Origin of the sequence: Vogesella amnigena, from assembly GCF_042648905.1 — a bacterium.
Classification (GTDB): Bacteria; Pseudomonadota; Gammaproteobacteria; order Burkholderiales; family Chromobacteriaceae; genus Vogesella; species Vogesella amnigena.
This window is the reverse complement of record NZ_JBHRYH010000043.1, coordinates 51,110-63,511: the sequence shown is the minus strand read 5'-3', so window position 1 is coordinate 63,511 and position 12,402 is coordinate 51,110. Positions and strand designations below refer to the sequence as shown.

Genomic DNA, 12,402 nt, shown 5'->3' with positions numbered 1-12,402 from the left:
TTGCCAACCATTGGAGCCAGAGTGTCAGAGTTAACTTGGCCGGGATATGAGCAAGATTCGCACCATGAAAAATGCCGTCCACTTGCTTAAGTGAACGGCATTAGGGCTGTTGCCCCGTTTTTGCATGCTTGCTGCGCGTGCAGGCTCAGGATTCGGCGGACAAGGTACGGTTCTTGCCGGCCAGCTTGGCCTGGTACATGGCACGGTCGGCGCGCTCGATCACGTTCACGTCCTGTTCGCCACGGTGCCATTCGGCCACGCCAGCGCTGAACGTCACCACCAGCTTTTCGCTATTGGCCAGGAAGAAGTTCTTGGTCAGCTCGCGTTGCAGGCGCTGCATCAGGTCCACCGCTTCCGCCGCCGCGGTATCCGGCAGCAGCACGATGAACTCCTCGCCACCGAAGCGGCCAACGATGTCCGAGGCGCGCACGCAGTGGCGAATCATGTCCACCAGGTACTTCAGTACATTGTCACCGGTGAGGTGGCCAAAGCTGTCGTTGACCTGCTTGAAGTTATCCACGTCCAGCAGCGCCACCGACAGCGGCTGGCCGCTGCGTTCGGCGCGGCTGATTTCGCGGGTGAAGTGCTCTTCCAGCCCACGGCGGTTGTAGGCGCCGGTGAGCTGGTCTTCCTTGATCTTGGCACTGGCGGCTTCCAGCGCCTGCTCCAGTTCGCGAATGCGGCTCTGTGCCGATTCCACCTCTTGCTGGGCGCTCTGCAGGTCCTGCTGCGAGCTTTGCAGGTTGTTCTGCATGCTGGCGGTGTCCTGCAGCAGTTCCTGCAGGATGCTGTTCAGTGCTTCGCCATCGCTGGCGCTACGGATGCGCTCGCTGTGTGCCTGCAGCTGTTGCTGGAACTGCCCGGTGCCGTTGCTCATCAGCGACAGCTTGTTGAGGAAGGTGTCCAGCAGCGCACGCAGCGAATCGGTGGCCTCATCCAGCGAGCTGCGCAGCGAGCCCTGCTTGTGGATGACTTCCTTGAGGCTGGATTCGAGGTGATAGATGTGCTGGATGGAGATATTGGGCTGCGCCAGGATGGCTTGCAGGCTGCTGATCTGGCCGATCAGGTAGCTGTCGCCACGGTTGAGCTCGGCCACGTTTTGCAGCATCAGCCGCATCAGGTTGGCCAGGCCGGCGACCAGGCGCTCGTCCTCCTGCGACAGCAGCTCCAGGCGGATCAGGAAGCTGCGTAATACCGGGAAGAAGCGGGTCAGGTCATCGTCGCCCTGGCAAAGCTGCAGCTGCTGCTGTACTTCTTCCAGTTGCGGAACCAGGTCGGGGTAGTGCACCAGTCGCGGGGCAACGCCATAGCGCAGCGCATAGACCAGCACATCACGCCATGCGGCGGCAGCCTGGCCCTGGCTTATGGCGGTCTCATCGTGCTGCTTGGCGGCGGCGCTGCCATTGTGGCTGTTGGTGTTGCTGGCGATATCTGCGGAAGGGTCTTCCGGCTGCAGCCAGTTACGGGCCAGGTTGCCCAGTTTTTCGTTGAGTTCCTGCGGATTGTTGCCAAAGGTGGCGATTACCCGCTCCAGCGCCGATTGCTTGTAGCGCTGGCCCACATCCGGGTGGCGGGTATCCCAGGCCTTGATCAGTTCCAGGATCAGCGGCCCCCAGTGCTGGTTCAGCTCGCGGCTGCGCTGGTGCTGCTCGGAAAGATCCATCACCAGCTGCGGGACCAGCTCCCACTTTTCTTCCTGGATGGCTTTGCGCAGCTTGGTAAGGGCAATCTTGTAACTGCTGTCGGTGACCGGCAGTTTTTCGAAGGCATGGAACAGCAACTCGGCCAGCTTGTTCTTCTGCAGCTCCGGCTCCAGACCGGAGATCTCGCAGTAGAGTCGCTCAAAGTTGTCCGGAGTGGGCAGCAGCTTGCGCTGGGTCAGTTGCTTCAGTGTTTCGCGCGCTGTGTCGATTGGATTGTGCGTTGTCATGGACCAGACCCTGGAGCCTTTTCTGCCAATCATGTTTTGTCGTTATCGCTTTTGGTCCGTGGCGCGTCAATCCCGATTCTCAGGGCGACGTCGAGCCGGAAGGGTGAGACGGATCGAGAAGCTGAAAAAATACCTCACCTTGCCGAATCATGCCAAGTTCGTTACGCGCGCGCTCTTCAATTGCGGCGGTTCCTTGCTTTAGATCACGCACTTCCGCGTCCAGGGCAGCGTTGCGGCCAACCAGTTGCCGGTTGGCCGCACGTTGTTCCTCGACTTGCTTGTCGAGTTGCCAGACCCGTAGCCAGCTGCCCTTGCCCAGCCATAACGGCCATTGCAAAGCGGCAAGCAGCAGGACAAGCAGCAGGGTCAGGCGTTTCATGATTACTTCAGATGGTAGAAGGCGGCACGGCCCGGGTACCAGGCGGCATCACCCAGTTCTTCCTCGATGCGCAGCAGCTGGTTGTACTTGGCCATGCGATCGGAACGCGACAGCGAGCCGGTCTTGATCTGCATGCAGTTGGTGGCCACGGCCAGGTCGGCAATGGTGCTGTCTTCGGTTTCGCCGGAGCGGTGGCTCATCACGCTGGTGTAGCGCGAGCGCTTGGCCAGGTCTACCGCCTTCAGGGTCTCGGACAGGGTGCCGATCTGGTTCACTTTCACCAGCAGGGAGTTGGCCACGCCGCTTTCGATACCCTTGGCCAGGATGGCCGGGTTGGTCACGAACACGTCGTCACCCACCAGCTGTACGCGGCCAGCCAGACGTTCGGTCAGCAGCTGCCAGCCGGCCCAGTCGTGCTCGCTCATGCCATCTTCGATGGAGATGATCGGGTAGTTGTTGACCAGGGTTTCCAGGTAGTCGGCAAACTGCTCGGAAGTCAGTGCCAGGCCTTCGGCGGTCAGGTGGTACTTGCCGTCGCGGTAGAACTCGGAGGAAGCGCAGTCCAGTGCCAGCAGCACGTCCTGGCCGGCCACGTAGCCGGCGGCGTCGATGGCTTCCAGAATCAGCTTGATGGCTTCTTCATGGCTGGTCAGGTTCGGTGCGAAGCCGCCTTCGTCACCCACGGTGGTGGCGTAGCCCTTGCTGTCGCACAGCTTCTTCAGGGTGTGGAAGATCTCGGCGCCACAGCGCAGCGCTTCGCGGAAGGTCTGTGCGCCTACCGGCATGATCATGAATTCCTGGATGTCCAGGGTGTTGTTGGCGTGGGCGCCACCATTGATCACGTTCATCATCGGTACCGGCATGGCCATCGGGCCGGCGCCGCCCAGGTAGCGGTACAGCGGCAGGCCGGCGTCTTCGGCGGCGGCGCGGGCCACGGCCATGGATACGGCCAGCATGGCGTTGGCGCCCAGGCGGCCCTTGGTCTCGGTGCCGTCCAGCTCGATCATGGTCTTGTCGATGAATGCCTGGTCGGAGGCGTCCAGACCGATGATGGCTTCGCAGATTTCGGTGTTGATGTTCTCAACCGCTTTCAGCACGCCCTTGCCCAGGTAGCGGCTCTTGTCGCCGTCGCGCAGCTCCAGTGCTTCCTTCTCGCCGGTGGAGGCACCGGACGGTACGGCGGCACGGCCCATTACGCCGGATTCCAGCAGTACATCGGCTTCAACAGTCGGGTTACCGCGCGAATCCAGAATTTCGCGGGCAATCACGTCAACGATCGCACTCATCTATGTTCCCTTTAGATTTCTAAGTTGGATAAACCGGAGTTCGGTGCGGCCAACCTTGAGACAGGCTGGCCATGGAGTCAACCTGTTACAGCGAAAGCTCGGCCAGCGGTTGCGCTTTCACCAGCTTGTCGATGGCGATCAGGGTGCTCAGCAGTTCTTTCATGCGCGGCAGCGGCCAGGCATTGGGGCCGTCCGACATGGCTTTGGCCGGGTCGGGGTGGGTTTCCATGAACAGGCCAGCCACGCCGGCGGCAACCGCGGCGCGCGCCAGCACCGGCACGAATTCACGCTGGCCGCCGGAGCTGGTGCCCTGGCCACCAGGCAGCTGTACCGAGTGGGTGGCGTCGAACACTACCGGGCAGGCGGTTTCGCGCATGATCGCCAGGCTGCGCATGTCGGACACCAGGTTGTTGTAGCCGAAGGAAGCGCCACGTTCGCAGGCCATGAAGCTGTCCGGGTTCAGGCCGGCTTCGATGGCGGCATCGCGCGCCTTGTCGATCACGTGTTTCATGTCGCCTGGCGCCATGAACTGGCCCTTCTTGATGTTCACCGGCTTGCCGCTTTGCGCCACGGCGCGGATGAAGTCAGTCTGGCGGGCGAGGAAGGCCGGGGTCTGCAGTACATCCACCACCGCCGCCACGTGCGGCACCTGTTCTTCGGTGTGGATGTCGGTAAGTACCGGCACGCCGATCTGGCGCTTCACTTCCGCCAGGATGCGCAGGCCTTCTTCCATGCCGAAGCCGCGGAACGACTTGCCGGACGAGCGGTTGGCCTTGTCGAAGCTCGACTTGTAGATGAAGTTGATGCCCAGTTCCTGGGCGATTTCCTTCAGTTGGCCGGCGGTATCCAGTGCCATCTGTTCGCTTTCGATCACGCAGGGACCGGCGATCAGGAACAGGGGATGGTCAAGACCAACGTCAAATCCGGCGAGTTTCATGCTGTGTCCTTTCAAGACAAGGTTGGCCGCATTGGCCGCGAAGCTTGCGCTTCGCCGCCGTGCGGCCAACTTTGGTCAGACGGGCTGACAATGGCTGCTTGCTCAGGCCTTGGCCTTGTCGGCCTGGTAGGCGAGGGCTGCCTGCACGTAGGCGATGAACAGCGGGTGGCCATCGCGCGGCGTGGAGGTGAACTCCGGGTGGAACTGGCAGGCAAAGAACCAGCGATGGTTCGCCAGCTCGATGGTTTCCACCAGTTTCTCGTGACCGGCGGACAGACCGCTGATGGTCAGACCGGCTGCCTGCAGGCGCGGTACGTAGTGGTTGTTCACTTCGTAGCGGTGACGGTGACGCTCGGTGATTTCGGTGTTGCCGTACACGCGCGCCGCCAGCGAGCCGGCGGTGAGCTCGCACTGCTGGCCGCCCAGGCGCATGGTGCCACCCAGGTTGGAGTTTTCGTCGCGGGTTTCGATCTTGCCGTCGTGGTTCACCCACTCGTCGATCAGCGCCACTACCGGGTAGTCGGTTTCCAGATCGAACTCGGTGGAGTTGGCGCCAGTCATGCCGGCCACGTCACGGGCGTATTCGATCAGCGCGATCTGCATGCCCAGGCAGATGCCCAGGTAAGGGATGTTGTTCTCGCGGGCGAACTTCACTGCCTTGATCTTGCCTTCCACGCCACGCTTGCCGAAGCCGCCCGGTACCAGGATGGCATCCATGTCCTTCAGCGATTCGGCGCCGTCGCGCTCAATCTCTTCGGAATCGACATAGATGATGTTGACGTTGGTGCGGGTGTGCACGCCGGCGTGTTTCAGCGCCTCGGACAGCGACTTGTAGGACTCGGTCAGATCAACGTACTTGCCCACCATGGCGATGTTCACGCTATGGTCCGGGTGCTCGATGGCGTCGATGATGCGGTTCCAGGTGGACAGATCGGCCTTCGGCAGCTCCAGTTGCAGCTGCTCGGCGATGATGTCGTCGATGCCCTGCGCGTGCAGCATCGCCGGTACCTTGTAGATGGAGTCGGCATCGTAGCAGCCGATAACCGCGTTCTCTTCCACATTGCAGAACAGGGCGATCTTGCGCTTTTCGTCTTCCGGCAGCTCGCGATCCATACGGCACAGCAGGATGTCCGGCTGGATGCCGATTTCGCGCATCTCTTTCACCGAGTGCTGGGTCGGCTTGGTCTTGATCTCGCCGGCAGTGGCGATGTACGGCACGTAGGACAGGTGCACGAACAGGGTGTTCTTGCGGCCATGGTTGGAGCGCATCTGGCGGATGGCTTCCAGGAACGGCAGCGATTCGATATCGCCCACGGTGCCGCCGATCTCGACGATGGCAACGTCCACGTCGCCAGCGCCTTCGCGCACCTTCTGCTTGATTTCGTCGGTGATGTGCGGAATCACCTGCACGGTGCCACCCAGGTAGTCGCCACGGCGCTCCTTGGTGATCACGGATTCGTATACCTGGCCGGTAGTGAAGTTGTTGCTCTTCTTCATCTTGGCGTGGATGAAGCGCTCATAATGGCCAAGGTCGAGGTCGGTTTCCGCGCCGTCTTCGGTAACGAAGACTTCGCCGTGCTGGAAGGGGCTCATGGTGCCCGGATCCACGTTGATGTAGGGATCCAGCTTCAGCATGGTGACCTTGAGACCACGGGATTCGAGAATGGCGGCGATGGACGCGGCAGCGATGCCCTTGCCCAGAGAGGACACCACACCACCGGTAACGAAGATGAACTTGGTCATGGGATTACGGCTCTATGAGAATCCGGAATTCTAACAGCAACGCCCCTGTTTTTGAATGGGCAACGTGCACGCTTTGCACTTGAAGGTGTGCTTTTCTTGTCGGGGTGTGCCGGGGTGTTGTTTTGCAGCTTGTTGATTTGGCTGGGTATTTGTTGCGCATTAACGGTGAATGGCATTGTGCGTGCGGTTTTTGCTGCGCACTGCCGCAGCTTTCGGTATCATGCCGCCTTTCTTTTAAACCCGATGCTACCGTTTCGGTACACGTGGCCGCTTGTGCTGGCGTGTCGTGAACTTGTGCGGCGGCATCGAATTATGGTATAAGTGTTTCTTTTACCGGCTTTTGGGAGTGACTCACCATGGCGCGTGTTTGCAAAGTCACCGGCAAGCGTCCGATGACCGGGAACAATGTGTCCCACGCCAATAACAAGACCAAGCGTCGTTTTCTGCCGAACCTGCAGTACCGCAAGTTCTGGGTAGAGAGCGAAAACCGTTGGGTGCGCCTGCGCATCTCCAACGCTGCTCTGCGTACCATCGACAAAGTAGGTATCGATGCCGTTCTGGCCGACCTGCGTGCTCGCGGCGAACTGTAATCAGTCTACCGACAGCTCTTTAAGGATTTAAGCCATGCGCGACAAGATCAAACTGGAATCGACCGCTGGTACCGGTCATTTCTACACCACCACCAAGAACAAGCGCACCATGCCGGAAAAAATGGAGATCAAAAAATTTGATCCCGTTGCCCGCAAGCATGTTCTGTACAAGGAAACCAAGCTGAAGTAATTCGGCTAGGTATCCCGCAAAAAGCCCTCGGTTTCGAGGGCTTTTGTTTTTTGCGGCCAACGTTGGCCGTATGGCGCCCGCCGCGCTGCCAAGACAAACCCCGCCAAGGCGGGGTTTGTGCGTGTTGTCAAAGTTCTTTTGCCTCGCAAAAGGACTTTGTTTTGTAAACAGGGAGGCTGCCGATTCAAGTACTTGGCTGGAGCGGCCCGGCTTTGCCGGGTCCGGTGAGGCGTAAATGGGCAGTTTGTCAGCAGCCTGAAACCCCGCCAAGGCGGGGTTTGTTCATTTCTGCAGCAATTGACGCACGCGGCACCAGTCCTGCCAGGCCTTGGCCTTTTCGCCAGGGCTGCGCAGCAGGTAGGCGGGGTGAAAACTCACCAGCACCGGGTAGTTGCCGTATTGGTGCTGTTTGCCGCGCAGGCTGCCCAGTGAGGCTGTGCTTTGCAGCAGGCTCTGCGCGGCAAAGCGGCCTACCGCCACGATCAGCTCTGGTTTTACCGCTTCGATCTGCCATTGCAGGAAGCGCTGGCATTGCACAATCTCATCCTGTGCCGGGTTGCGGTTGCCCGGAGGGCGGCATTTGAGCAGGTTGCAGATGTAGACATCGCGTGCACTGTCGAAGCCGGCGGCGGCCAGCATGTTTTCCAGCAGCTGACCGGCCTTGCCGACGAAGGGCAGGCCTTGCAGGTCCTCCTGCTCGCCTGGAGCTTCGCCGATGATCAGCAGCCGTGCCTGGCGATTGCCGCGGCCAACCACGGTGTTGCTGCGCGTTTTGGCCAGCTGACATTGCTGACAGGCTGCCACTTGGGCATGCAGGTCTTCCCAGTTGGCAATGGCCAGGGGGAGGGGCTGTTCCGCTGAATCGGTACGGCTGGCGGGTGTACTGATGCTGGCCGGCTCGATAGCGGCTGTCGAGGTGACAAACTCCGGCACTGGTAGTGTTTCGGCTGGCGATGCTGCGATCGGGGCGGCTTCGATTGGGGCTGTTTCGATCGGTGTGGTGCCCGGCGGATGGGCGGCATCAGCTGTGCTGCGCAGCTGCCACAGCGGGCGTATGCCGATCTCTGCCAATATCTGCTGCTGCCGGCTCATAGCATGGCCTCCATCAGCACTGCGTGTTCGCGCGGGCCGTGGTCGTTGCGGTAGTAATGCTTGCGCAGTCCGCTTTCCACGAAGCCGCAACCGGCATACAGCGCGCGGGCTGCATGGTTGCTTTCGCGCACTTCCAGCAGCATGCGCACCGCCCCCTGGCTGGCGGCGCTGTGCATCAGTTGCTGCAGCAGGCGGCGGCCGTGGCCTTGGCGTTGGCAGGGCTGGCAGATGAAGATGTTTTGCAGCTGGGCTTCGTCCAGGATGATCAGCAGCACGGCATAGCCCAGAACCTGGCCATTGGCATCTCGATAAGCGTAAACCTGATCCTGGCCGGTCAGCGAGTCGGCATACATGCCGCTGCTCCACGGGTGGTCGCAACTCGCGGCTTCGGCATCTGCCATTTCGGTCGCGGCGGCCGGGTCATGAAGGCGTAGCAGCTCAGCCACGCTGCTTGTCCCGTTGTTCGGCGGTGGTGAGTGCCACCTTGTCGCGCACGTACAGCAGCTCGGCTGTGGCGCTGGCCGGGTAGCGTTGCGGCTGGCGCTGGAACAGCTGGATATAGTGCTCCGCCCGCGGTTCGCAGCTGATAAAGGTCTGCTCGCTGTCGTTAAAGTAGGCGGCGGCATCGCCGGCCAGCACATCCGAGGGCTGTAATTGCAGCTGTTCCGGTTTGCATACGCTGATGCCGCCGATGGCTTTGCCATCCAGGTAACGGCAGGCATATACCTCGCTCATGCGGGCATCCAGTAGCGCAATGCCGGTTTCGGAGGGGAGCTGGAGGGCAATGGCATCCAGTGTAGGGATGCCGTGCAGTGGCAGGTTGGCCGCAGTGGCCAGCCCGCTGGCCACGCCGGCGGCAATGCGCAGGCCGGTAAAGGCTCCAGGGCCTTTGCCGAACAGGATGGCGTCCAGCTCGGCAAGCTGGAGTCCAGCCTGCTGCAGCAGGTCGGCAATCACGGTCAGTGCCAGGTCGGAGTGGCCCTGTTTTACTGTTTGGTGATATTGCACGGTCTGTTGTCCGGCAAGCAGGGCGACAGACAGGTTGTAGTTGGAGCAATCCAGGGCAAGCAGGCGGGTCATCAACAATCGGTTCGGTTAGAGTTCTTCCACCCAGGCGAGGGCGGCGGTGTGCAGCAGGTTCAGCTGGTCCGGGTCCAGTCCAAGCTGGGTCGCCAATTGTGGCAGATCAGGCTGCCCCTGTTCCAGGGCAAGTGTCAGCTGCAGGAAGGGGGTAAAGCCGCCTTGACGATGCAGCAGTACGGCCTGGATGTCGGCGGGCAGGTTGATGTGTTCCAGGATCTGCGCCATCGGCATGTCGAAGATCACATCCAGCAGCGAGAACATGCCGACAATGAAGGCATTGTCGCAGAAGTCGCCGTTGTGCCCGGTTTCCTGGGCCAGTAATTCCATCAGCCGGGCGCGGGTGATGGCGGTTTTTTGCAGTGCCGGTGCCAGATTGCCGTGCTCGTTGCTGGTTACCAGCAGCAGGGTGAGCCAGCGGTACAGCTTCTGATAGCCCAGCACGGTAACGGCGTGGCCGAAGGAGCTGATGGTGGTATTCAGGCCGGCCGCTGCCGAGTTGACATAACGCAGCAGCTTGAACGACAGCGCGACATCACCTTTCAGCACCTGCTCGATGTCGCGCAGTGGCGCATCGGCGCGCAGCAGGTTCAGCAGCTTGAGCGTGTTGCTGAACGAGGCGTGGATGATCTTGGCGGACAAGGTCTCCGGGCGAGCGAAATAATAGCCCTGGTAGCCGTCCAGCCCCAGGTCGCGGCACAGGTTGTAATGTTCGTAGGATTCGATGCGCTCGCCGATACGGATCACCGGGTAACTGCGCAACCGTGCTGCCAGTGCCTGGAACGGCAGCTTGTCCATCGCCTGCACGTCCAGTTTCACGTAGTTGGCCAGTTCCAGCAGCGCAGCGGATGGCTGTTCGAAGCTGAAATCGTCCAGCGAAATGCCGAAGCCCAGCGAACGCAGGTAGCGCACGCGGGAAACCAGCTCGTTGCCGGGCTGAATGTTGGCCGCAATGTCCAGTACCACGCGTCGGGGGGGCAGCAGTTCCAGGAAATCGCTGCTCAGCATGGCTTCCCCAACATTGATGAAGGCAAGCTTGCTGCCGATCAGCCAGTTGGTGCCCATATTGTTGAGGGCATTCACCAGTACCTGGGTATCGGCCTCCAGTGGTGCGTGCGGCACTGCGCTGGCAGCATCGCCGGCACTACGAAAAAGCAGCTCATACCCGATGAGCTGCTGGTTTCTGTTCAGAACAGGTTGACGCCCGAGGAAGGCGGAGTTCGACATCGTGACCTATCTTCAGTAAGCAAAATTGTCCACGCCACGGGCCATCATATTGCCCGGGCCGGAGGTGTCCAGTTGCCCGGACAGCAGGTCTTCCATGTCCAGTACCAGCACCACGGAGCCATCGCCGGACAGGGTGGCGCCAGCCACGCCTTTCGGGCGGATGTTCTGCAGCGGCTTGATTACCACATCGTCGCGGCCAACGAAGGAGTCGACCGCCAGGATGAAGGACTTCTCCGCCGACTGCATCAATACGCCGAAATTCGGCTTCTGGGTAGGCTCCCAGTTCAGCAGGCCGGACAGGGTCTTCAGCGGCAGGATCTCGTCGCGCACCACGATGGTGGGGCGGCCGGAAACTTCCTGGATAGCGGTGGTATCGATCGGGATGATCTCGCGCACCATGGCCAGCGGTACTGCAAACGGCTGGTTGCAGGCGCGTACCACCAATACCGGCAGAATCGCCAGAGTCAGCGGCAGCGAGATGCTGATGCGCGTGCCTTCACCCTGCACAGAGTTGATGTCGATGCGGCCATTCAGCTTCTGGATATTGGTACGTACCACATCCATGCCCACGCCACGGCCGGAAACATTGGAGATCTGGTCCTTGGTGGAGAAGCCTGGCAGGAAGATCAGCTGCAGACACTGCTTTTCGTCCAGCCCGTTGGCGGTCTCGGCATCGATCAGCCCCTTGGCGATGGCCTTGCGACGCAGCACTTCCGGGTTCATGCCCTTGCCGTCATCGGTAATCTCGATAACGATATGGTCGCCTACCTGCTGAGCGGTCAGCTCCACGACCGACTGTGGCTTTTTACCGGCGGCAATGCGCTCTTCGGACGACTCCACGCCATGATCGACTGCGTTGCGCACCAAGTGCACCAGTGGGTCGTTCAGGTCCTCGATCATGGTCTTGTCGAGTTCGGTTTCCTCGCCGGTGATGATCAGCTCCACCTCCTTGCCCAGCTGGCGTGCCAGATCGCGTGCCAGACGCGGGTATTTCTGGAACAGGCGGCCGATCGGCTGCATGCGGGTTTTCATCACCGCGTTCTGCAGATCGCTTACCAGCAGGTCCAGCTGGCTGATCGCCTCGTCCAGCGAGCGCAGGGTGTTGGTTTCCATATTGCCCTGCAGTATCTCGGTACGCAGGGTAGTGAGGCGGTTCTTGGTGAGACCGATCTCGCCGGACAGGTTCAGTACCTGGTCCAGACGTACGGTATCGATGCGGATGGTGTTTTCCTGGCCGGAAACACTGCCACCACCGCCGGATGTCTTCATCGGCGCCTTGTGGGCTGCCGGCGCCATGGCTGTTGATGCTGCAGCAGGAATCACCTCCACCGCCGTGCTGGCAACCGGAGCTGGCGCCGCGGCCGCAGCAGGCGCGGCTTGAGCTGCCGGTGCCGGCTGTGCGGCAGGAGCAGCAGCTGTTGTTGCCGGGCTGCTGCCGCTTACCGCGGCGTGCAGTGTATTCCAGTCCGGCTCGTTTGATTGCGCGGCTGTTGCTGGTGCCGGGGCGGCTGCGGGCGCGGCAGCCGGGGCGGCTTCCACGCTCAGGTTGCCCGCCAGTGCGGCATCCAGTGCGGCCAGCAAGGCTGGGTCCGGGTTGGCCGGCGGCAGGCCCTGCCCCAGGGTGGTGAACATGTCGCGTACCGCACCGGTAGCGTCAAGGATCACATCCATCAGCCCCATGGTCAGCGGCAGCTCGGAGTTGCGCAGCTTGTCGAACAGGTTCTCGGTGCGGTGGCACACGGTTACCATCGGGGCGACATTCAGGAAGCCGGCACCACCCTTGATGGTATGGAAGCCGCGGAAAATGTCGTTAAGCAGCGCGCGGTCATTCGGGCGCTTTTCCAGTTCTACCAGCTTGTTGTCGACATCGGACAACAGCTCGGTCGATTCCATCAGGAAATCCTGCAGCAGTTCTTCCATACCAGCGAAGTCGCTCATTTCCACTTCC

12 protein-coding genes are annotated in these 12,402 nt (G+C 61.0%); 2 read left to right on the top strand and 10 right to left on the bottom strand.

Annotated features, from left to right (window positions below; genetic code table 11):
* Nucleotides 1–145 precede the first annotated feature (145 nt).
* From ACFOKJ_RS13970 to ACFOKJ_RS13950, 5 genes are all read right to left on the bottom strand, one after another.
* Nucleotides 146–1,930 carry a GGDEF domain-containing protein gene (locus ACFOKJ_RS13970; RefSeq protein ID WP_390280641.1) on the bottom strand — a complete coding sequence of 595 codons (1,785 nt, stop codon included), beginning with the start codon at nucleotides 1,928–1,930 and terminating at the stop codon, nucleotides 146–148.
* A 79-nt stretch (nucleotides 1,931–2,009) separates the two neighbouring features.
* Nucleotides 2,010–2,309: a cell division protein FtsB gene (ftsB, locus tag ACFOKJ_RS13965; RefSeq protein WP_390280639.1), complete on the bottom strand. Its 300-nt coding sequence runs from the start codon at nucleotides 2,307–2,309 to the stop codon at nucleotides 2,010–2,012.
* A gap of 2 nt (nucleotides 2,310–2,311) precedes the next feature.
* Entirely contained in the window at nucleotides 2,312–3,595 is a 1,284-nt protein-coding gene (gene eno / locus ACFOKJ_RS13960; protein ID WP_390280637.1) for a phosphopyruvate hydratase, read from the bottom strand.
* An 85-nt stretch (nucleotides 3,596–3,680) separates the two neighbouring features.
* Nucleotides 3,681–4,532 (bottom strand): 3-deoxy-8-phosphooctulonate synthase, encoded by an 852-nt coding sequence (kdsA, locus tag ACFOKJ_RS13955; protein ID WP_390280634.1) that lies wholly within the window; start codon nucleotides 4,530–4,532, stop codon nucleotides 3,681–3,683.
* Between the two features lie 102 nt (nucleotides 4,533–4,634).
* The gene (locus ACFOKJ_RS13950) at nucleotides 4,635–6,275 is read right to left on the bottom strand and encodes a CTP synthase (protein WP_390280631.1); all 1,641 of its coding nucleotides are present in this window, start codon (nucleotides 6,273–6,275) and stop codon (nucleotides 4,635–4,637) included.
* 356 nt (nucleotides 6,276–6,631) lie between these two features.
* On the opposite strand from ACFOKJ_RS13950, the gene rpmB reads away from it, so the two are divergent.
* Both rpmB and rpmG read left to right on the top strand, forming a co-directional pair.
* Complete coding sequence (gene rpmB, locus ACFOKJ_RS13945; protein WP_026107616.1) at nucleotides 6,632–6,865, top strand: 50S ribosomal protein L28; 234 nt, start codon at nucleotides 6,632–6,634, stop codon at nucleotides 6,863–6,865.
* A gap of 34 nt (nucleotides 6,866–6,899) precedes the next feature.
* A complete protein-coding gene (rpmG, locus tag ACFOKJ_RS13940; RefSeq protein WP_017506994.1) occupies nucleotides 6,900–7,055 on the top strand; it encodes a 50S ribosomal protein L33 in 156 nt (51 codons plus the stop codon).
* A gap of 282 nt (nucleotides 7,056–7,337) precedes the next feature.
* Here the strand turns inward: rpmG and ACFOKJ_RS13935 are convergent, their stop codons facing one another.
* The 5 genes from ACFOKJ_RS13935 to ACFOKJ_RS13915 are packed head-to-tail and all read right to left on the bottom strand — an operon-like array spanning nucleotide 7,338 to nucleotide 12,392.
* A complete protein-coding gene (locus ACFOKJ_RS13935) occupies nucleotides 7,338–8,147 on the bottom strand; it encodes a uracil-DNA glycosylase (RefSeq protein ID WP_390280627.1) in 810 nt (269 codons plus the stop codon).
* Nucleotides 8,144–8,593, bottom strand: a complete 450-nt coding sequence (rimI, locus tag ACFOKJ_RS13930) for a ribosomal protein S18-alanine N-acetyltransferase (protein WP_390280625.1) — start codon at nucleotides 8,591–8,593, stop codon at nucleotides 8,144–8,146. The genes ACFOKJ_RS13935 and rimI overlap by 4 nt, the downstream gene beginning before the upstream one ends.
* Complete coding sequence (gene tsaB, locus ACFOKJ_RS13925) at nucleotides 8,586–9,227, bottom strand: tRNA (adenosine(37)-N6)-threonylcarbamoyltransferase complex dimerization subunit type 1 TsaB (protein WP_390280623.1); 642 nt, start codon at nucleotides 9,225–9,227, stop codon at nucleotides 8,586–8,588. Before tsaB ends, rimI begins: the two co-directional genes overlap by 8 nt.
* Nucleotides 9,228–9,242: 15 nt before the next feature.
* Complete coding sequence (locus ACFOKJ_RS13920) at nucleotides 9,243–10,454, bottom strand: EAL and HDOD domain-containing protein (RefSeq protein ID WP_390280621.1); 1,212 nt, start codon at nucleotides 10,452–10,454, stop codon at nucleotides 9,243–9,245.
* Nucleotides 10,455–10,466: 12 nt separating this feature from the next.
* Complete coding sequence (locus ACFOKJ_RS13915) at nucleotides 10,467–12,392, bottom strand: chemotaxis protein CheA (RefSeq protein WP_390280619.1); 1,926 nt, start codon at nucleotides 12,390–12,392, stop codon at nucleotides 10,467–10,469.
* Nucleotides 12,393–12,402: the final 10 nt, after the last annotated feature.